Genomic DNA, 18,775 nt, shown 5'->3' with positions numbered 1-18,775 from the left:
GCCCTGGACCTGCCGGGAATATGGTTCCGGCACTTCCGTCCCGTGTGTTTCGTGGCTATCTATGAGATGCGCCGTACATCAGTGCGGCGCATCAATCATTTCAGCACCGTGAGAACCCGCCCATGATGCGTCAGTATGAGCTTGTCGAGCGCGTTGCGCGCTACAAGCCTGACGTCAATGAGGCGTTGCTCAACAAGGCCTATGTCTACGCCATGCAGAAGCATGGCCACCAGAAGCGCGCTTCCGGCGATCCCTATTTCTCGCATCCGCTCGAAGTCGCCGCCATCCTCACCGAAATGCACATGGATGAGGCGACGATCGCTGTCGCCTTGCTGCACGACACGATCGAGGACACCACCGCGACGCGGGCCGAGATCGACGATCTGTTCGGCCCCGAAATGGGCAAGCTGGTCGAAGGCCTGACCAAGCTGAAGAAGCTCGATCTCGTCTCCAAGAAGGCCGAGCAGGCGGAAAACCTGCGCAAGCTGTTGCTGGCCATCTCGGAGGATGTCCGCGTTCTGCTGGTCAAGCTCGCCGACCGTTTGCACAACATGCGCACCCTCGACCACATGCCCGAGGCCAAGCGCCTGCGCATCGCCGAGGAGACGATGGACATCTACGCGCCGCTGGCCGGGCGCATGGGCATGCAAGGCATGCGTGAGGAGCTGGAAGAGATCGCCTTCCGCTTCATCAATCCGGAAGCCTACCGCGCCGTCACCGCGCGGCTTGCCGAGATATTCGAGCGCAACAAGGGTGTGCTGACCGACATCGAAAAGGCGCTGTCGGCGCTGTTCGAGAAGCATGCCATCAATGCCGGGGTGAAGAGCCGGCAGAAGAAGCCGTGGTCGGTGTTCCGCAAGATGGAGGCCAAGGCGCTGTCCTTCGAGCAGCTCTCGGACATCTTCGGCTTCCGCGTCGTCGTCGACAGCGTCGAAGACTGTTACCGCGCGCTCGGCGCCATTCACACCACATGGTCGATGGTGCCTGGCCGCTTCAAGGATTACATTTCTACGCCCAAGCAGAACGACTACCGTTCGATCCACACCACCATTGTCGGCCCATCGCGCCAGCGCGTCGAACTGCAGATCCGCACCCGTGAGATGAACAAGATCGCCGAATATGGCGTCGCCGCCCATTCGATCTACAAGGACACCGGCGGCAAGACGAACGGTGCCGCCCATGCGATCTCGAAGGAGACCAACGCCTATGCCTGGCTGCGGCGCACCATCGAGCAACTGGCAGAAGGCGACAACCCGGAAGACTTCCTCGAAAATACCAAGCTGGAGCTGTTCCAGGACCAGGTGTTCTGCTTCACGCCGAAAGGCATGCTGATCGCTCTGCCGCGCGGCGCCACCCCCATCGACTTCGCCTATGCCGTGCACACCGACGTCGGCGACACCTGCGTCGGCGCCAAGGTCAACGGCCGCATCATGCCGCTAATGACGGAACTTAAGAATGGCGACGAGGTCGAGATCATCCGCTCCAAGGCGCAAGTGCCGCCGGCGGCGTGGGAGTCGGTGGTGGTCACCGGCAAGGCGCGTTCAGCCATCCGCCGCGCCACCAAGAACGCCATTCGCAAGCAATATTCAGGTCTTGGTGCCCGCATTCTCGAGCGCGCCTTCGAGCGCGCCGGCAAGACTTTCACCAAGGAAAGCCTGAAGCCGGTGCTGCACCGGCTGGCGCGCAAGGACATCGAGGATGTGCTAGCCTCGGTCGGGCGCGGCGAACTCGCCTCGACCGACGTCATGAAGGCCGTCTTCCCAGACTACAAGGACGAGCGCGTCACCGTCAGCGCCCCCAAGCAGCGCGAGGAGGGCTGGTCGAAGATCCGCAACGCCGCCGGCATGCTGTTCCAGATGCCCGGCACCCGAGCCGCGCGCAAGGACAAGGACCAGCCGCGCGATGGCGCGGTACCGATCCGCGGCGTGCGCGGCGACCTGCCGGTGCGTTTCGCGCCGGAAGGGGCCGTGCCAGGCGACCGCATCGTCGGCATTGTCCAGCCGGGCACCGGCATCACCATCTATCCCATCCAGTCACCGGCGCTGCAGGCCTTCGACGACCAGCCGGAGCGCTGGATCGACGTGCGCTGGGACATTGACGAGCAGACCAAGGAGCGCTTTCCGGCGCGCGTCTCGGTCACCGCCATCAACGCGCCGGGCTCGCTCGCCGACATCGCCCAGGTCGTTGCCTCCAACGACGCCAACATTCATACGCTGTCGATGGTGCGCACCGCGCCCGACTTCACCGAAATGCTGATCGATCTCGAAGTCTGGGATCTGAAGCACCTCAACCGGCTGCTGTCGCAGCTCAAGGATAATTCGAGCGTCAGCGATGCGCGGCGCGTGAATGGGTGAATAGTGAATAGTGAATAGTGAATAGTGAATAGTGAAAGAAGGCGCTCTCACCACCATTCACCATTCACCATTCACCATTCACCATGGACATGGGGCGAGTTATGAATACCGACGAAGTTCTGGGCATTTTCCGCGAGGCGGGCGCTGTTCTGGAGGGGCATTTCATCCTGACGTCCGGCCTGCGTAGCCCGGTCTTCTTGCAGAAGGCGCGCGTCTTCATGCATGCCGACAAGACCGAGCGGCTTTGCAAGGCGCTGGCCGAGAAGATTCAAAAGGCGGTGCCGGGCAAGATCGACTACGTCGTCGGCCCGGCGATCGGCGGCCTGATCCCGGCCTATGAGACGTCGCGCCATCTCGGTGTGCCAGCAATCTGGGTGGAGCGCGAAGGCGGCGAGTTCAGGCTGCGCCGTTTCGAGATCGCGCCGGGATCGCGCGTCGTCATCGTCGAGGACATCGTCACCACCGGCCTGTCGATTCGCGAAACCATCGACTGCCTGCGCGCGATTGGCGCAGAGGTCGTGGCGGCGGCCTGCATCATCGACCGCTCGGCCGGCAAGACCAATGTCGGCGTGCCGCTGATCGCGCTTGCCGAATACGAGGTCCCGGCCTATCCCGCCGACCGCCTGCCGCCGGAACTTGCCGCCATTCCCGCCGTTAAGCCAGGAAGCCGCAACATCTAGGGGACATCACCATGATCGCCGGCATCGATCATTTCGTGCTGACGGTCCGCTCTGTGGAGGACAGCTGCGCCTTCTACCAGCGGGTGCTTGGCCTCAAGCGCCTCGACGAGCCGAACCGGCCGACGGCGTTGCTGTTCGGATCGCAGAAGATCAATCTGCATCAGGTGGGCCGCACCTTTGAGCCCAAGGCCAAGGTGCCGATGCCTGGGTCCGGCGATTTCTGCCTGGTCGCCGCAAGGCCGCTTGCCGAGATTTGCGCCCGTCTGGAAGCCAATGGCGTTGCCATCGAAGTCGGTCCGGTCGAGCGCACCGGCGCCCGCGGTAAGATGATGTCGGTCTATTTCCGCGATCCGGACAGCAATTTGGTCGAAGTCAGCGAATATCGGGAATAATCTATCCGCCTCGGCGTCGTCTCGCGCGGGCCTTGCCGTCGTCGGGGAGCTTTCATCGATATTGTCCTCAGTTTCGTCCCAATGGCGCTCTTGTTACCCGCCTGCGGCAGACCATCGCGGCGGCGTTTCATTGTTCCGCCGCAAGGCAGTCGCTATATCAAAGTCGTTGTTGCCTTTCTGCGCCCTCGAAGCGCAAGATGGAGCGACCGCGCCCGGCCAGGGATGGTTGCAATTTGGGCGTGATGAACCGGGAACTGGAACAGAGTGCTTTTTCGACGCCGAAAGCCTGATGGCATTCTGGAGCGGGTGCGTACCTATCTGTGGCCGCGCCGCTCGTTTTCGCGCTCGTTGCAATATTTCTCCAAGCGCATCCTGCGGCTGAAGGCGACACCGCATGCAGTCGCGGCCGGCGTCGCGGCCGGCGTTTTCGCCTCCTTCTTTCCGCTCGGCTTCCATTTCGCCGTCGCCGCCGTGCTCTGCTGGGTGGTCGCCGGCAATCTGGTGGCCGCCGCCCTCGGCGCGGTATTCTTCGGCAATCCGCTGACTTTCCCGCTGCTATGGGGAGCCTCCTGGGAAGTCGGCAAGCTGATCCTGCATGAGCGCCTGCCCAAGAACGGGCCGCCTGCGCATCTTGGTGAGATGATGCACACGCTGTCGTTTGCAAAACTGTGGCATCCGGTGCTTGAACCGATGCTGATCGGCGCGGTGCCGCTCGGCCTGATCTTCGGGCTGATCTTCTACGGTATCACCCGCTGGGGGATGACAGCCTTCCGTGAGCAGCGCAGGAAGCGCATGGCAGAGCGGGCGCATAAGGCCGGGCACCGCGGACGGGAAGTTCCGGCGGAATGATCATCGGCATCGGCAGCGACCTGATCGACATCAGACGCATCGAAAAGTCGCTGGAACGGCATGGTCAGCGCTTCATCCAGCGCATCTACACCGAGGTCGAACAGGTCCGCTCGGAAGGCCGCAAGGGCCGCGCCGCCTCCTATGCCAAGCGCTTCGCCGCCAAGGAGGCCTGCGCCAAGGCGCTTGGCACCGGCCTGGCGCAGGGCGTGTTCTGGCGCGACATGGGGGTCGCCAACCTGCCCAGCGGCGCGCCGACCATGGCGCTGACCGGGGGAGCGGCGGCACGGCTGGCCAAAATCCTGCCACAGGGGCACAGAGCGGCGATCCACCTCACAATCACCGATGATTTCCCGCTTGCTCAAGCCTTTGTGATCATCGAGGCGTTGCCCGCCGAACAAGCGCCACATTGATTGCATCAGACGACCGCTATCTAACGCCGACTTGACGTTGCCCAGCGCGCGCCGAGACTCTATACCATCCAACGCACAATCGAGGACGACATGAGCGTGGCTGAAAAATCCGAGAAGAAATCCGGCGGGCTTGGCGAAATCGTCAGCGTCATCATCCAGGCTTTGCTGCTGGCCATGGTCATCCGCACCTTGCTGTTCCAGCCCTTCTCGATTCCGTCCGGCTCTATGCGGCCGACCTTGCTCGAAGGCGACTATCTGTTCGTCACCAAATGGTCCTACGGCTTCTCGCGCTATTCGCTGCCATTCGGCCCCGACATCTTTTCCGGCCGCATCTGGGGTTCCGATCCGAAGCGCGGCGACGTGGTGGTCTTCAAGTTCCCGCCGGATCCGTCGCTCGACTACATCAAGCGCGTCGTCGGCCTGCCCGGCGACAAGATCCAGATGAAGGACGGCCAATTGTTCATCAACGGCCAGGGCGTGCCTCGTGTGAAAACCGGCCAGATCCAAAATCCTGATATCACGGAAGTGCCTGAGCCGGTCGACGTCTATCGCGAGACCCTGCCCAACGGCGTCAGCTACGACACGCTCGACCTGACACCGAATTCGATCACCGACAACACCCGCGAGTTCGTCGTGCCCCCCGGCAACTATTTCATGATGGGCGACAACCGCGACAATTCCTCCGACAGCCGCCTCAGCGTCGGCTACGTGCCGGCGGAGAACCTTGTCGGCCGCGCTAACATCGTCTTCTTCTCGATCGCCGGGAAGGCGAGCCCGCTCGAGATCTGGAAATGGCCGTCGCTGGTGCGCCTGTCGCGCCTGTTCCATTTCGTGAATTGATGGCTTTGAAGCGCCCGACGGGTGAAACTCTGGCCGATTTGGTGACAGCCAAAACCGGCCATTCCTTCCGGGATGTCCGTTTGCTCGAGACCGCGCTGACCCATTCCAGTGCGGTAAAGGCAAGCAGCAACAACCAGCGCCTCGAATTCCTTGGCGACCGCGTGCTCGGCCTGATCGTTGCCGACCTGCTTTTCGAAAAGTTTCCTGAGGCGCCGGAAGGTGAAATCGCCCCGCGCTTCAATGCCCTGGTCGATGCGCGGACATGCTCCGAGATCGGCATTGAAATGCAGCTCGAAGATCTGGTTCGGGCCGACGCTGCCTTGAAGGCGCGCTCGCGCGGCTCGGGCGGAAACTATCTGGCGGATGCGGTCGAGGCGCTGATCGCGGCGGTCTATATCGACGGCGGCCTCGATGCCGCAAGGCAATTCGTCCTGCGTTACTGGGAGCCGCGCTCGCAAAAGGTGGTGGCCAAGCCGCCCAATCCGAAATCCGACCTGCAGGAATGGATCGCCAAGACCAGCGATGTCAGGCCCGAATACGCGATCGAGAAACGCGAGGGACCTGAACATCAACCGGTTTTCACGGTGTCCGTGAAGGTCGGCGGTTTTGCGCCGGCAAGCGGCACGGGCGGCTCTCGCCGCGCAGCCGAAGAAGCGGCGGCATCGGCGTTTCTTATGCGCGAGGGCATCTGGGCCAACCAAGGGAGTGCGGCGTGACCGGCAGCGAAGATCTCCCTCCGGCAGCGGAGGCCACGCATTCCGGCTTCGTTGCCCTGATTGGGGCGCCCAATGCCGGCAAGTCGACGCTGGTCAACCAACTGGTCGGCGCCAAGGTGTCGATCGTCACCCACAAGGTGCAGACCACCCGCGCCATCGTGCGCGGCATCGCCACGCATGACAACGCGCAGATCGTCTTTGTCGATACGCCCGGCATCTTCAAGCCGAAGCGCCGGCTCGACACCGCGATGGTGACCACCGCCTGGGGTGGCGCCAAGGACGCCGATATCGTGCTTCTGCTGATCGATGCCGAGCGCGGCATCAGGGGTGACGCCGACGCCATCCTCGAGCGGCTGAAGGACGTCCGCCAGCCGATGGTGCTGATCCTCAACAAGGTCGACCGGGTCAAGCACGAGGCGCTGCTGGCCCTGGCTGCGGCAGCAAACGAAAAGGTGCCGTTCAAGCGCACCTTCATGGTCTCGGCGCTGACCGGCTCCGGCTGCAAGGATTTGCTCGACTATCTCGCGCAAGCGCTGCCGGTCGGCCCCTGGTACTATCCGGAAGACCAGATCTCGGACCTGCCGATGCGCCAACTGGCCGCCGAGATCACCCGCGAGAAGCTGTATCTGCGGCTGCATCAGGAGTTGCCCTATTCCTCGCATATCGAGACCGAGAAATGGGAAGAGAAACCGGACGGCTCGGTGCGCATCGACCAGACCATCTATGTCGAGCGCGACAGCCAGAAGAAGATCGTGCTCGGCCACAAGGGCGAGACCATCCGCGCCATCGGCCAGTCGGCGCGCATGGAAATAGCCGGCATTCTCGAGCAGAAAGTGCACCTGTTCTTGTTCGTCAAGGTGCGTGAAAACTGGGGCGACGACCCCGAGCGCTACCGCGAGATGGGGCTTGAGTTTCCCCATTGAGCTTCATCGTCTAGAAATGCCGCCCGGCAGTTTGAGACGATGACATGCCTGATCCAAAACCGACCATCGATACCGATCTCGTGCGCCGGTTGATCGCCGCGCAATTTCCGCAATGGCGGCATCTGCCGGTGAGGCCGGTGGCGTTTGGCGGTTGGGACAACCGAACCTTCCACCTCGGCGATGATATGACTCTGCGGCTGCCGAGTGCCGCACCATATGCCTTGCAGGTCGAAAAGGAGCACCGCTGGCTGCCCAGGCTGGCGCCGCTTCTGCCGCTGCCGATCCCGGTTCCACTGACGATGGGCGAGCCCGGGGAGGGCTACCCCTGGCATTGGTCCGTCTACCGCTGGATCGACGGCGAAACAGCCAAGACCGCCGAAATCGCCGATCGCCCACAGTTCGCGGTCGATCTGGCCAAGTTCCTCATTGCGCTCCGGCGGATCGATCCGGCGGGCGGGCCGCCCGCGGGCCAGCACAATTTCTTCCGCGGCGGATCGCCGAGCGTGTATGACAACCAGACAAGGGAAGCACTCCAGGCGCTGGAGGGGCAGATCGACACCCAGGCGGCCACCGCTGTCTGGGATGCGGCCCTTGCCGCCACCTGGCAAGGGTCGCCCGTCTGGTTTCACGGCGACGTCGCCTGGGGCAACCTTCTGGTCCAAAACGGCCGTTTGAGCGCCATCATCGACTTCGGCACCTCAGGCATCGGCGATCCCTCTTGCGACCTGGCGATCGCCTGGACGTTCTTCCAGGGCGAGAGCCGGGAGGCGTTCCGCGCCGCCATCGACGTCGATGAAGCGACCTGGGCGCGCGGCCGCGGCTGGACGCTGTGGAAGGCGCTGATCACGGTTGCCGGACACGACGCCAACCAAGCCGAAGCCGAGCGATCGCGCCGCGTCATCGACGACGTCCTGGCCGATCACCGGGAATTCGCGTGATCAGAGCCTTTCGACGATGTGTGGGGATCCAATGTCAGCACAGATCGCACGCGGCGCGCCAAAATCTTGATTTAGCCACGCAACCGGTGACAAGCTCCTGCCATGGAATGGCGCGACGAGGGAATCATACTCGGCACCCGCAAGCATGGCGAAACCAGCGCCATTCTCGAGGTAATGACGCGTGCGCATGGCCGCCATCTCGGCCTGGTGCGCGGCGGGCGCTCGCGCAAGCAGCAGCCGGTGCTGCAGCCCGGCAACCGCGTCGACCTTTTGTGGCGGGCACGCCTCGACGAGCATCTCGGCACCTTCCAGGCCGAGGCGATCGAGATGAATGCCGCCCGGTTGATGGACAGCGCTGTCGCCGTCTACGGCCTGCAGACCATGGCCGCGCATCTCAGACTCCTGCCCGAGCGCGACGCCCATGGCGGCCTGTATGAGACGCTTGCCGTGATGATCGCCCATCTGGACGATTCGGATGCCGCCGGGGAACTGGTGGCGCGCTTCGAACTGCTCATCCTCGACGAACTCGGCTTCGGCCTCGATCTCAGCCAGTGCGCGGCGACCGGCGCCAGGCAGGATCTGGCCTATGTCTCGCCGAAATCCGGCCGCGCGGTTTCGCGCCAGGCCGGCGCGCCATGGCGCGACAAGATGCTGGCGCTGCCGGCCTTCCTGCGGCGCGGCTCCGGCTTGCGGGCGGACCACGCGGCACTCGAGGACGCCTTCCATCTGACCGGTTTCTTTTTCACCCGCCATGTCTACGAGCCGCGCGGCATCGAACAGCCCGATGCCCGTGCCGGCTTCCTCGCCGCCTTGCGCAAGCATCATTCGGGCGGCAAGGCCGCCCTTACGGCAGACGCTGCGCCAGAAGGGGGAGGGAGACTCGGTGGGTGCTGACCTCCGCAAACCGTCCAGGTTCACACCAAAAGCTGCATGCGGCAGCATTCCCTCCCCCTTGTGGGGAGGGTTAGGGTGGGGGTACTCGTAGGGCAAGAGCCTCAGCCGGCTTTGCGATGCTCCATGAAATCATCGAGGATGGCGCGCTGACCGCCGAGGATCTTGAGGCTGGCCTCCGCGAAGGAAAACCAGCCGGCCCTGTCGATTTCGGGAAATTCCCTGGTCACGCCTGACCTGGGCGGCCATTCCATCGTGAACATGTTGCTTTTAACGGCATCGGGATCGAAATCGGCTTCGACACTCCAGGCGATCACGATCTTGCCGCCGGCTTGCCGATAGCTGCCGACAGGCTCGAAATCACCCTCGATGCTGACTCCGAGTTCTTCCCCAGCCTCGCGCCGGGCGGCGGCCAACTCATCTTCATTGTCCTCGACGAGGCCCTTGGGGATCGACCAAGCGCCTTCATCCTTCCTTGCCCAGAATGGGCCGCCGGGATGGACGAGCAGAAATTCGAGAATGCCGGCCCTTGTCCGGTGGATCAGCAGCCCTGCACTTCGTTTCGGCATTCGATTTCCTCGTAGTTCATCCGAGGATAGCATGGCTCCTGGGCAAGTGGCGGCGGCATGCCATTCCTGGCTATCTCAGATGATGGGTGAGGATAAAGACCGTAGGCCGCTGGAATTTGCCGACGAAACATGCTCGATAACTTCTTTTCGGCCACCATTGCGGTGGCGTGACTTGAATAGCCGTCTGGGGTGGCCGTGTGGCCGCCGCAATTGTCAGTGAAAACTGGCCTGGTTTGGGGGAACCGCCATGTTTGAAAGCCTGATCGGCGCCGTCGTCGTTATCGTGCTTTTTGTCCTCGTCTTGCGCCAGCAGGGCCGCGTCAGTCTGATCGAGCGCGAGCTCGGAGCGCTGCGCAGCCTGGTTCTGTCCGGCGTGCATGCGACACCGCCCGTTGCCAAACCGGCCGAGCAGGCTGCAAGCGCACCGGCGGATGCCGCTCACGCTAGCGCACCAGTTGCCGACATAGCTTCGCCAACAACAGCAGACGCGGCACATGCCCAGGCACCGGCCGCCGAAGCCGATGCGGCCACCAGCGAGGCCGTGCCAGAACTGTCAGCCGCGGCCAAGGCGGCATTCACCGGATCCGCGCCTGCCGCCACGGCGAAGGCAGCCCGCCAGTCCGAGGTCGAAACGGCGCTCGGCACCCGTTGGGCGGTCTGGGTCGGCGGCGTCGCATTGGCTTTGGGCGGCCTGTTCCTGATCCGCTACACCATCGAGGCCGGCATTTTCGGCCCCGAAGTGCGGCTGTCCCTGGCGGCGCTGCTCGGCCTGGTGCTGATCGGCGGCGGCGAGTTCATCCGCCGCACCGGCTTCAAGGTGCCGGTGCAAGGGGCTGCAGGCGCCTATATTCCGGCGATCCTGACGGCTGCCGGCGCCTTCATTCTGTTCGGTACGGTCTATGCCGCGCACGCCATTTACGGTTTCGTCGGCCCGGCCTTCGCTTTCACCGCGCTCGGCGCCATCGGCGTAGCGACCATTGTCGCCGCTCTCGTCCACGGTCAGGCCCTGGCCGGCATCGGCCTTGTCGGCTCGATGGCGACGCCGGCGCTTGTGTCCTCGCAGGCGCCCAACCCATGGGCGCTGTTCGTCTACCTGGCGATCGTGCTTGCCGCCACAGCCGTGATCGCCCGCATTCGCGACTGGAAATTCCTGATTGCGGCCGCCTTCTTCGGCACCGGCGCCTGGACCATCGCCTACATGATGAGTACGCTCGTCGCCGACCTTGCCGTCATCCGGTTCGCCGACCTTGCCGTCGTCCTGTTCATCGACGCGGTGACGCTGGCGGTGCTTGCCTTTGTTTGGCTGGGCAGTCGTGGCGGCGAAGCGGAACCTGCAAAGGCGGGCTTCGACTGGCCCTCGATCGTGCCTGGCGTTTTCGTTGCGTTTTCAGCGCTAGGCCTGTCCGTCGACACGACGCTGGTCGCCGCCGGTGGCGCCTTGCCGGGCGCCTTCGTCCTCGTCGCCCTTGTCGCCACCGCACTCTACCGGCCGCGCGCGCTGCCGCTGCTGCATGCCGCCGGCGTGGTGAGCGTGATGATCCATCTCGGCATCATTCCGCCCACCACCATCGGCTCCGACATAACCCAGGGGAATATCGGCTTTGACGGCATGCCGGTGGCGGCCGGAAATCCGTTGACACTGCGCATCGGCATTGGCCTCGGCCTGGTCTTCATCGGCGCCGGCTTCTGGGCCGCACGCCGCTTCGCCGCCTCAGCACGGGTCCGCGCGGCATGCTGGGCGGCATGGGGCGTCGCTGCGCCGCTGCTTATTCTGCTGACGCTGTGGCTTGCCTACGGCAATCTCGACCGCGACCTTGTCTACGCAGCGATAGCTGCCCTTCTGGTTGTTGTCTTCGCTGCCGGTGGCGAATGGATCGCGCGCGCCGAACAGCCGCCGCTCAAGGGCGACATTGCCGTCTCCTTCGCGCTTTGCGGCTCGGCTCTGGCCGGCCTGCTGATGCTGCACATGGCCTTCGGATCCGGCTGGACGACCATTCTTGCCGGCGTTGCCGCCATCGTGCCGGCGCTGGCGACGCGTTGGCGTTCTTATCCCGTGCTGGGCTGGATTTCGGTCGGCGCGGGCGTCGCCGTGCTCGGCCGCGTCGCCTTCGATCCGACCATCGTCGGCGCCGAGTTCCTGACGACGACGCCGGTGTTCAACTGGCTGCTGCCGGGATACGGCGTACCGGCGCTAGCCTTCGGCTTTGCCGCCTGGCAACTCGCGCGTACCACCCCCGCACTACCAACAACTGGCAATGGCCGGCCGCGCCTAGCGATGGAGGCGGGTGCAGCCCTGTTTGCGCTGCTCACCGTCGCCATGCTGGTGCGCCACGCCATGCATGGTGGCGTCATCGACACCGGCCCGGTGACGCTCGCCGAACAGGCGATCTATACGCTGATCGCCATCGGTGCCGGCGCGATACTGGTGGCCATCGACATGCGCTCGCCAAGCTCTGTGCTGCGCTACGGCTCGATGGCCGCCGGCGTGCTCTCGGTCGCCTTCATCGTCCTCCAGCATTTCCTGGTGCTCAATCCGCTGTTCACCGACGAATCGACCGGCGAGATCCCGGTGTTCAACCTCTTGTTCCTGGCTTATCTTTTGCCGGCCATCGCCGCCGGCGGGCTGGCGCTCTATGCCAGGGACAAGCGGCCGCCATGGTATGCGCAGATGCTGGCGGTCGTGGCGGCATTGCTTGTCTTCGCCTACGCCACACTGTCGGTCAGGCGCGTGTTCAAGGGCGAGTTCATCGGCCTGTGGAGCGGCCTCGGCCAGCTTGAGACCTACACCTATTCGGCGCTCTGGCTGGTCATTGGCGTCGTGCTGCTCACCGCCGGCGTCTGGCTGAAGTCGCAGGTGCTGCGCATTGCCTCGGCGGCGCTGATCGCGATTGCCGTGGTAAAAGTCTTCCTGTTCGACATGTCGGAACTGGAAGGCGTGCTCAGGGCGCTGTCCTTCATCGGTCTTGGCGCCGTGCTGATCGGCATCGGCCTGTTCTACCAGCGGCTGCTGACGCGGGCGGCGAGGGAGGCCAACGCTGCAACTTGAGGTGATATACGAGATGGAATATATGAATATCCAACGGAGGATATTCGATGCCGCTCTATATCCGCGACGACGAAGTGGATGCGCTGGCCAGCAGATTGCAACGCGAAACGAACGCTCCGAGCAAAACGGAGGCGGTGCGGGTCGCGCTCGTGCACGAACTTGAGCGCAATCGGGCGAAGGTGCCGCTGCGCGATCGGATCGCCAGTCTTCAGGACAGGGCCAGGAAGCTTGGCCTGCCCAATCCCGATTTCGATATGAAGAAGTTCACCGACGAGATGTGGGAAGACTGATGTTTGTCGACGCGTCGGTGATCGTCGCCATTCTCAACCAGGAACCTGGGTGGGAGGAATTGCTGAAGCAGCTATCCGGTTTTTCCGGGCAGGTCTGGGTTTCTCCGTTGGTTCACTTCGAAGCAACACAGGCATTGGCAAGGGCCGGCGCCGGCCCGCGCAGACCCAGCGCTGAAGCCCTTCTCCATGCCCGCGATCTGATCGATGAGTTCATTGTGGAGATCATGGGAGAGAGTCTGGCCATTGACGACAACATCGGCTCTCGGGCCATTGACGCGAGCGCCCGTTACGGCAAAGCCGTTGGCCACAAGGCGGATCTGAATCTCGGCGACTGTTTTGCTTACGCCTGCGCGAAAAGCCGCGATCTTCCACTGCTGTACAAAGGCCATGATTTCGCACCGACCGATTTAGGATAATTCGGCCCTTTTGTTGATTGCGGGGAATAATTTAGCCGATCAACTCGTTATCTCACTGCTTGGGTGACCGGGGCGGCAGACCGCTTCGCGCTGGCCGCTTGCGCCGCGCCGGGAAGGCGCGTTCAATCGGGTTAAACAAGGGCGACCTCAGAACCAGCGGTCATGGACGAAAAGAAGGCAGCAATCCTTGGCGAAATACCGCGCCTGCGCCGCTACGCACGCTCGCTTCTGCGCGACCGCGAATCCGCTGACGATCTCGTCCAGGATTGCCTCGAACGAGCGCTCTTGCGGCTTGAAAGCTGGCAGACGGGAGAAAGCCCCCGGAGGTGGCTGTTTACGATCATGCATCATTTGTTCATCGATCAGATGCGCAAGGTGAACCGGCGCGGTGAGGCGGCGATCCTGCCGCTTGACGCAAACGAGGCGCAGGCAGTCCCCGCCGAGCAGGCCGAGAACGCCGCCTCGCGCGAGATCATCGACGCATTGCAGGCGATCAGCCCCGACCGCCGCGCCGCTCTCGTCATGGTCGCCATCGAAGGATTCTCCTATGCCGAAGCCGCCAACATTCTCGGCGTGCCCGCCGGCACGCTGATGTCGCGCATAGCGCGCGGACGCGAGGAGCTGCGCAGCCTGCTCGATGACACGGCGCGCCGCCGCTCGATAAGGATCGTCGAGAAATGACCCGCCGCGATTTTTCCGAACGCGATATCCACATGGCTCTCGACGGCGAGCTGCCGGGCGACGAGCGCGCCGCCTACGACGCCTGGATCGACGCCAATCCCGAAATGAAGGCGAAAAGCGCCCGCTACACCGCCGACCGCGCCGCGTTGCGCGCCGCCTTTGCCGGTGTGCTCGACGAGCCCGTGCCGGTGCTGTTCAAGCAGATCGTTAGCGGTGAAGGCGCGACCAAAGCGGCGGCGCGGCAGTCGCGCTGGTGGCTTGCGGCCGCGGCGGCCGCAGTGCTCGTCATCGGCGGTCTTGGCGGCTATTTTGCCGGCATCGACGGCATCGGCAGGGAAGATGGCGCCGATGACCAACTGGCCGAAGAGGCTATCGCCGCCCATGTCATCTATGCCGCCGAACAGCGCCATGCGGTGGAAGTGCCGGCAAGCGACAAGGATCACCTGCAGACCTGGCTGTCCAACCGCGTCGGCCTGAAACTGGTGGCGCCGGATCTGGTGGCGGAAGGCTTCCAGCTGGTTGGCGGCCGGCTGCTGCCCGCCGGCCAGGGCAAGGCAGCGATGCTGCTTTACGAGGACGCCAAGGGTCAGCGCATCTCCTTGTTCGTTACCGCTGATTCCTCAGCCAAGTCCAAGGGCACCTACATGGCCGAGGCCGACGGCCCCGAGGCGGTCTACTGGCTGGACAAGGGCTATGCCTGCGCCGTCGTCGGCTCGCTGCCGCGCGAGCAACTGGCTGCGGTCGCCAAGCGGGCCTACGGTCAGCTTCTGGCTGGTATCGCCAGTTAAGCGCATTCCGTTTCGGGAATGCGCCGGGGTAGAAAGTGTCACAATTCGGCCCTATTCGAAGTGCGATAGCGCTTGATGGATATCGGCGTTTCGGCTGATGTTTGCGACGTTTTTGACTGCGGTCTTTTCCTCCACCCAATCGAGGTTTTCCAAACCCGCATGCCTGCCGAGATTCGCAAGGCCCGCGCGTCCGACGTCGATGACCTCGCCGCCATCGAGAAGGCGGTCTTTTCCAGTGACCGCATTTCCCGGCGCTCCTTCCGCTTGTTGATCGAACGCGAGACAGCCGAGATGCTGGTCGCCGAAAGCGATGGTCGTGTCGCCGGCTACGCCATCGTGCTGTTTCGCAAGGGCAGCGGCGTCGCCCGGCTCTATTCGCTTGCCACCAGCCCGTTTTTCAGCGGCCGCGGCATTGGCCGCATGCTGCTTGCAGCGGCCGAAGAAGCTGCCTTCGAGCACGACCGCATGATGTTGCGTCTCGAAGTGCGCGAGGACAATCTTCGCGCCATTGGCATCTATGAGCAGAGCGGCTACCGCAAGATCGGTCGCGAGCCTCACTATTACGAGGATGGCGCCACCGCGCTGCGCTACGAAAAGACCTTGCGCGGCGATATTCCGGTCGCCACCAAAGTCCCGTTCTACCAGCAGACCTGCGAGTTCACCTGCGGTCCATGCTGCCTGATGATGGCGATGGCCAATTTCGATTCCGGCTTCGTGCCCGATCCGGTCATGGAAATCCGCCTATGGCGCGAGGCAACGACCGTGTTCATGATGTCCGGCCCGGGCGGCTGCGAGCCCTTCGGCCTTGCGGTTTCCGGCTACGAAAGCGGGCTTGCGGCGGAAATCTTCGTGTCCTTCTATGGCGCGCTGTTCTTGCAATCGGTGCGCAGCGACGACAAGCGCCGGGTGATGGAACTTGCCCAGGTGGACTTTCGCCGCCGCGCGGAACTTTACGGCATCCCGGTGAATTACCGTCCGTTCACCATCGATGATATCCGCGGCGCCCTGGCTCAGGGAAAACTGGTGCTGGTGCTGATCAGCGGCTTCCTGATGTTCGGCAAGAAGGTGCCGCATTGGGTGCTGGCTATCGGCGACGATGGCGACCACATCCTGATCCACGATCCCTGGGTCGAGGACGAAAGACAGGAGACCATCCTCGATGCCGCCAACATTCCCGTGCCGCACGGCATCTTCATGAACATGGCGCAATTCGGCCGCGACGGACTGCGTGCTGCCATCACTCTTGGGAAACGCTGATAACAATGACCTGGGTCATCCTCACCGGCCGTCAGAACGATCTCGACCCGGCGGCGACGCCGCACAAGATCATCACCAACCGTGACTATCTTGCGCATCCGGCGCTGTTTCGCGGCCAGCAGCCGAAGGTCATCAACCTGTCGAACAATTACGCCTACCAGAGCCGCGGCTATTATGCCTCTCTGCTCGCCGGTTCGCGCGGCCACAAGGTCATCCCGACGGTCGAGACGATGATCGACCTGTCCGAGCGCAAGCTCTACGAGCACGCGCTGCCGGAACTGGAGCTGGCGCTCAACAAATGTCGCAAGGATCTCGGTGGCGTATTCCCGCAAAAAATCTGCATCTTCTTCGGCATCGGACCGTCGAAGGTCTGGGACCGCTTCGCCAAGCTGTTGTTCGACTGGTTCCGCGCTCCGGCGCTTGAGGTTCACATCAAGGACAGCGCCGAATGGGCTTCGATCCGCAAGATCGGCTTCCTGCCGCTGGCCAGGATGGCCGAGGAGGAAGAAGCCCTCTTCGTGCAGGCGCTCGAGACGTACACCAACCGCGAGTGGCGCGACACCAAGGGCCGCACGCCGGCACGCTACACCTTCGCCACGCTGGTCGATCCGCATGAGGAACTGCCGCCGTCGGAGATTTCCTCGCTGCGTTACTGGGCCAAGATCGCCGAAAAGATGGGCGTCGAAATCGAGCCGATCACCAGGAAGGACCTGGCCAAGCTCGCCAATTACGACGCGCTGTTCATCCGCGAGACCACCTCGATCTCAAACCACACCTACCGCTTCGCGCGCCGCGCCCAGCAGGAAGGCATGCCGGTGATAGACGACCCGCTGTCGATGATCCGCTGCACCAACAAGGTCTATCTCAACGAACTGATGGCCTACAACAAGGTGCCGGTGCCGCCGACGGTGATGATAGCCGGCACCTCGGACCTCGAACTGGCGGCGCAGACGCTGGGCTTTCCGCTGGTGCTGAAGATCCCGGATTCATCGTTCTCGCGCGGCGTCAAGAAATGCGGCAACTTCGAAGAACTGAAGACGCTCGCCACCGAGTGGCTGGAGGATTCCGATCTCCTGATCGCGCAGAAATTCATCCCGACCGAATATGACTGGCGCGTCGGCGTGCTCGGCGGGCAGCCGCTGTTTGCCGTGCATTATCTGATGGCGAAAAAACACTGGCAGATCGTCAACCACAAGGCCAGCGGCAAGCCCGACCAGGGCGGCATCAAGACCTTCACGCTGAAAGAGACGCCGCCGCATGTCGTCGACACCGCGGTGAAGGCGGCGCGCTGCATCGGCGACGGGCTTTACGGCGTCGATCTCAAGGAAACCAAGGATGGCGTCTTCGTCATCGAGGTCAACGACAACCCGAACCTCGACCATGGCTGGGAGGATTCCGGCGAAAAGGACGAAGTCTGGGTGCGGCTGACGCAATGGTTCCTGGAGCGGCTGGACCGTCCCGGGCGTTAGTTTGCGGTCCCGGGCGGTAATTCAACCGAGGGGGAAAAATGCAGTTCATCGTCATCGAGGATTTCACCGGCTGCGACCGCAAGGAGATCTACCGCCGTTTCGGCGAGCGCGGCAGATTGAAGCCGGACGCGCTTGTCGTGCACCACTCCTGGATCGCGGCTGATATGAGCCGCTGCTTCCTGCTGGTCGAGGCCGATGACGTCACGCTGCTGCAGCGCTGGGTCATCGAATGGTCTGACCTGGTGGAGTTCGAGATCATTCCCGTGGCGACGAACAAGGACATGGTCGCCGCACTGGCCGGCCATCTCTGAGCAGTTCGGTCCATCAGCGAGCACCGGCGAACCCACCGACCGCCGGCATTCCTCAATCAGCCAATTGCGAAACGCCGCCACCAGGTCGCGCCTTGCACTGCGTTCCGGGATCGTCAGGCAATATGGCTGACGCAGCGCGATCGATAGGGCATTCGCCCGGACCAAACGGCCGTCTTCCAGCGCCCCGGCGCAATAAATGCCTTGCGCCAGCGCCACGCCCAGCCCTGAAATGGCAAGGTCGAGCGCTGCCCGCGACGAGTTCGCCGACAGGCCGCGCTGCACTGCGCGGCCGGGCTCTATGCGCGCCGCCTCGAACCAGGTGCGCCAAGACGGAAAGGACGCGCCGGTCGGTCCCCAGTCGGTGTGAATCAGTGGCAGGCCGGCGAGGCTGTCGGTTTTGGCGGTGAGTTCTGGCGCGCAGACGGGGTAGACGGCGTCCCTGACGATCTCCTCGGTCGGGTGTTCACGATAGTGCGGGCCGAAGGACAGCCGGATGTCGATCAGTTCGCGGTCGAACGGCACCGGATCGTCATCGCCGCGCAGGGATATGTCGACGGCGCCGTGGCTGGCGACAAAGCCGGCGAGGCGTTCGGAAAGCCAGCCCATCGCCATGGACGGCGGCACCGATACGACAAGCCGCGGGCGGAAGGCATCGCTGCCCTGCGCGATGCTGCCGATCTCTCGAAAAGCCAGGGTCAGCCGGGGCAGCATCTCGACGCCGGCTTCCGTCAGCACCACGCGGCGGTTGACGCGATGGAACAGTTTTCGACCCATCTGCTCCTCGACGGTGTGAATGAGCTGGCTGACCGCGGCCGCCGAGATCGAGAGCTCATCCGCCGATGCGGCGAAACTCCCCGAGCGCGCCGCCGCCTCGAAGGCTTGAAGTCCTCTCAGGGAAGGAAGCGCGGTCATGGGCTATCCGATAGGTAAGGTAAGCTTATCTATGTCGCAGAAA

The 18,775-nt window shown here is 63.5% G+C and carries 18 protein-coding genes and 1 pseudogene; 17 read left to right on the top strand and 2 right to left on the bottom strand.

Features of this window, described 5'->3' with window-relative positions:
- The first annotated feature begins 122 nt into the window (after nucleotides 1-122).
- The 10 genes from NKI32_RS21610 to recO all read left to right on the top strand — a co-directional run bounded on the left by NKI32_RS21610 (nucleotide 123) and on the right by recO (nucleotide 8,996).
- On the top strand, nucleotides 123-2,354 hold the full coding sequence (locus tag NKI32_RS21610) for a RelA/SpoT family protein (RefSeq protein WP_023670236.1): 2,232 nt from the start codon (nucleotides 123-125) through the stop codon (nucleotides 2,352-2,354).
- Nucleotides 2,355-2,455: 101 nt separating this feature from the next.
- A complete protein-coding gene (pyrE, locus tag NKI32_RS21605; protein WP_353003531.1) occupies nucleotides 2,456-3,034 on the top strand; it encodes an orotate phosphoribosyltransferase in 579 nt (192 codons plus the stop codon).
- A gap of 11 nt (nucleotides 3,035-3,045) precedes the next feature.
- Nucleotides 3,046-3,426, top strand: coding sequence for a VOC family protein (locus tag NKI32_RS21600; RefSeq protein WP_023692854.1), 381 nt, complete (start codon nucleotides 3,046-3,048; stop codon nucleotides 3,424-3,426).
- Nucleotides 3,427-3,690: 264 nt separating this feature from the next.
- The gene (locus NKI32_RS21595) at nucleotides 3,691-4,275 is read left to right on the top strand and encodes a DUF2062 domain-containing protein (protein ID WP_023670239.1); all 585 of its coding nucleotides are present in this window, start codon (nucleotides 3,691-3,693) and stop codon (nucleotides 4,273-4,275) included.
- Entirely contained in the window at nucleotides 4,272-4,685 is a 414-nt protein-coding gene (acpS, locus tag NKI32_RS21590; protein ID WP_023670240.1) for a holo-ACP synthase, read from the top strand. Before NKI32_RS21595 ends, acpS begins: the two co-directional genes overlap by 4 nt.
- Nucleotides 4,686-4,775: 90 nt before the next feature.
- Nucleotides 4,776-5,525: a signal peptidase I gene (gene lepB, locus NKI32_RS21585; RefSeq protein WP_023670241.1), complete on the top strand. Its 750-nt coding sequence runs from the start codon at nucleotides 4,776-4,778 to the stop codon at nucleotides 5,523-5,525.
- Nucleotides 5,525-6,241 (top strand): ribonuclease III, encoded by a 717-nt coding sequence (gene rnc / locus NKI32_RS21580; protein ID WP_023692856.1) that lies wholly within the window; start codon nucleotides 5,525-5,527, stop codon nucleotides 6,239-6,241. The genes lepB and rnc overlap by 1 nt, the downstream gene beginning before the upstream one ends.
- Nucleotides 6,238-7,164 (top strand): GTPase Era, encoded by a 927-nt coding sequence (gene era / locus NKI32_RS21575; protein WP_023670243.1) that lies wholly within the window; start codon nucleotides 6,238-6,240, stop codon nucleotides 7,162-7,164. Before rnc ends, era begins: the two co-directional genes overlap by 4 nt.
- A 44-nt stretch (nucleotides 7,165-7,208) precedes the next feature.
- The gene (locus tag NKI32_RS21570; RefSeq protein ID WP_353003529.1) at nucleotides 7,209-8,102 is read left to right on the top strand and encodes an aminoglycoside phosphotransferase family protein; all 894 of its coding nucleotides are present in this window, start codon (nucleotides 7,209-7,211) and stop codon (nucleotides 8,100-8,102) included.
- Nucleotides 8,103-8,204: 102 nt separating this feature from the next.
- A complete protein-coding gene (gene recO, locus NKI32_RS21565; RefSeq protein WP_023670245.1) occupies nucleotides 8,205-8,996 on the top strand; it encodes a DNA repair protein RecO in 792 nt (263 codons plus the stop codon).
- A gap of 101 nt (nucleotides 8,997-9,097) precedes the next feature.
- On the opposite strand, the gene NKI32_RS21560 is transcribed toward recO, so the two are convergent.
- Nucleotides 9,098-9,562 carry an NUDIX hydrolase gene (locus NKI32_RS21560; RefSeq protein WP_023687287.1) on the bottom strand — a complete coding sequence of 155 codons (465 nt, stop codon included), beginning with the start codon at nucleotides 9,560-9,562 and terminating at the stop codon, nucleotides 9,098-9,100.
- 247 nt (nucleotides 9,563-9,809) lie between these two features.
- Between NKI32_RS21560 and NKI32_RS21555 the strand changes: the two genes are divergently transcribed.
- The 7 genes from NKI32_RS21555 (at nucleotide 9,810) to NKI32_RS21525 (ending at nucleotide 17,509) form a co-directional block, all read left to right on the top strand.
- On the top strand, nucleotides 9,810-12,608 hold the full coding sequence (locus tag NKI32_RS21555) for a DUF2339 domain-containing protein (protein WP_353003526.1): 2,799 nt from the start codon (nucleotides 9,810-9,812) through the stop codon (nucleotides 12,606-12,608).
- A gap of 47 nt (nucleotides 12,609-12,655) precedes the next feature.
- Nucleotides 12,656-12,898 carry a type II toxin-antitoxin system VapB family antitoxin gene (locus NKI32_RS21550; RefSeq protein ID WP_023670248.1) on the top strand — a complete coding sequence of 81 codons (243 nt, stop codon included), beginning with the start codon at nucleotides 12,656-12,658 and terminating at the stop codon, nucleotides 12,896-12,898.
- The gene (locus tag NKI32_RS21545) at nucleotides 12,898-13,314 is read left to right on the top strand and encodes a type II toxin-antitoxin system VapC family toxin (RefSeq protein WP_353003524.1); all 417 of its coding nucleotides are present in this window, start codon (nucleotides 12,898-12,900) and stop codon (nucleotides 13,312-13,314) included. Before NKI32_RS21550 ends, NKI32_RS21545 begins: the two co-directional genes overlap by 1 nt.
- Before the next feature lie 162 nt (nucleotides 13,315-13,476).
- The gene (locus tag NKI32_RS21540; RefSeq protein WP_023670250.1) at nucleotides 13,477-13,995 is read left to right on the top strand and encodes an RNA polymerase sigma factor; all 519 of its coding nucleotides are present in this window, start codon (nucleotides 13,477-13,479) and stop codon (nucleotides 13,993-13,995) included.
- Complete coding sequence (locus NKI32_RS21535) at nucleotides 13,992-14,783, top strand: anti-sigma factor family protein (protein WP_023670251.1); 792 nt, start codon at nucleotides 13,992-13,994, stop codon at nucleotides 14,781-14,783. Before NKI32_RS21540 ends, NKI32_RS21535 begins: the two co-directional genes overlap by 4 nt.
- A gap of 159 nt (nucleotides 14,784-14,942) precedes the next feature.
- Nucleotides 14,943-16,040 carry a peptidase C39 family protein gene (locus tag NKI32_RS21530; protein ID WP_023692865.1) on the top strand — a complete coding sequence of 366 codons (1,098 nt, stop codon included), beginning with the start codon at nucleotides 14,943-14,945 and terminating at the stop codon, nucleotides 16,038-16,040.
- 5 nt (nucleotides 16,041-16,045) lie between these two features.
- Nucleotides 16,046-17,509 (top strand): RimK family ATP-grasp domain-containing protein, encoded by a 1,464-nt coding sequence (locus NKI32_RS21525; RefSeq protein WP_023692866.1) that lies wholly within the window; start codon nucleotides 16,046-16,048, stop codon nucleotides 17,507-17,509.
- A gap of 329 nt (nucleotides 17,510-17,838) precedes the next feature.
- Here NKI32_RS21525 and NKI32_RS21515 read toward each other — a convergent pair.
- Nucleotides 17,839-18,732: pseudogene (locus NKI32_RS21515) on the bottom strand (LysR substrate-binding domain-containing protein); the annotation flags it as partial.
- Nucleotides 18,733-18,775: the final 43 nt, after the last annotated feature.

The sequence above is a fragment of the Mesorhizobium sp. M0761 genome (assembly GCF_040320205.1).
Taxonomy (GTDB): Bacteria; Pseudomonadota; Alphaproteobacteria; order Rhizobiales; family Rhizobiaceae; genus Mesorhizobium.
The sequence above is the reverse complement of the archived record's forward strand: the minus strand, read 5'-3'. Positions and strand labels throughout refer to the sequence as shown.

What these genes read in the sequence shown, in the direction of transcription:
- pyrE (WP_353003531.1), top strand. Translation starts at nt 2,456, where the DNA reads ATGAATACCGACGAAGTTCTGGGCATTTTCCGCGAGGCGGGCGCTGTT.
- NKI32_RS21570 (WP_353003529.1), top strand. Translation starts at nt 7,209, where the DNA reads ATGCCTGATCCAAAACCGACCATCGATACCGATCTCGTGCGCCGGTTG.
- NKI32_RS21540 (WP_023670250.1), top strand. Translation starts at nt 13,477, where the DNA reads ATGGACGAAAAGAAGGCAGCAATCCTTGGCGAAATACCGCGCCTGCGC.
- NKI32_RS21545 (WP_353003524.1), top strand. Translation starts at nt 12,898, where the DNA reads ATGTTTGTCGACGCGTCGGTGATCGTCGCCATTCTCAACCAGGAACCT.
- NKI32_RS21525 (WP_023692866.1), top strand. Translation starts at nt 16,046, where the DNA reads ATGACCTGGGTCATCCTCACCGGCCGTCAGAACGATCTCGACCCGGCG.
- acpS (WP_023670240.1), top strand. Translation starts at nt 4,272, where the DNA reads ATGATCATCGGCATCGGCAGCGACCTGATCGACATCAGACGCATCGAA.
- NKI32_RS21600 (WP_023692854.1), top strand. Translation starts at nt 3,046, where the DNA reads ATGATCGCCGGCATCGATCATTTCGTGCTGACGGTCCGCTCTGTGGAG.
- NKI32_RS21550 (WP_023670248.1), top strand. Translation starts at nt 12,656, where the DNA reads ATGCCGCTCTATATCCGCGACGACGAAGTGGATGCGCTGGCCAGCAGA.
- NKI32_RS21530 (WP_023692865.1), top strand. Translation starts at nt 14,943, where the DNA reads ATGCCTGCCGAGATTCGCAAGGCCCGCGCGTCCGACGTCGATGACCTC.
- NKI32_RS21610 (WP_023670236.1), top strand. Translation starts at nt 123, where the DNA reads ATGATGCGTCAGTATGAGCTTGTCGAGCGCGTTGCGCGCTACAAGCCT.
- NKI32_RS21555 (WP_353003526.1), top strand. Translation starts at nt 9,810, where the DNA reads ATGTTTGAAAGCCTGATCGGCGCCGTCGTCGTTATCGTGCTTTTTGTC.
- NKI32_RS21560 (WP_023687287.1), bottom strand. Translation starts at nt 9,562, where the DNA reads ATGCCGAAACGAAGTGCAGGGCTGCTGATCCACCGGACAAGGGCCGGC.
- rnc (WP_023692856.1), top strand. Translation starts at nt 5,525, where the DNA reads ATGGCTTTGAAGCGCCCGACGGGTGAAACTCTGGCCGATTTGGTGACA.
- NKI32_RS21535 (WP_023670251.1), top strand. Translation starts at nt 13,992, where the DNA reads ATGACCCGCCGCGATTTTTCCGAACGCGATATCCACATGGCTCTCGAC.
- lepB (WP_023670241.1), top strand. Translation starts at nt 4,776, where the DNA reads ATGAGCGTGGCTGAAAAATCCGAGAAGAAATCCGGCGGGCTTGGCGAA.
- recO (WP_023670245.1), top strand. Translation starts at nt 8,205, where the DNA reads ATGGAATGGCGCGACGAGGGAATCATACTCGGCACCCGCAAGCATGGC.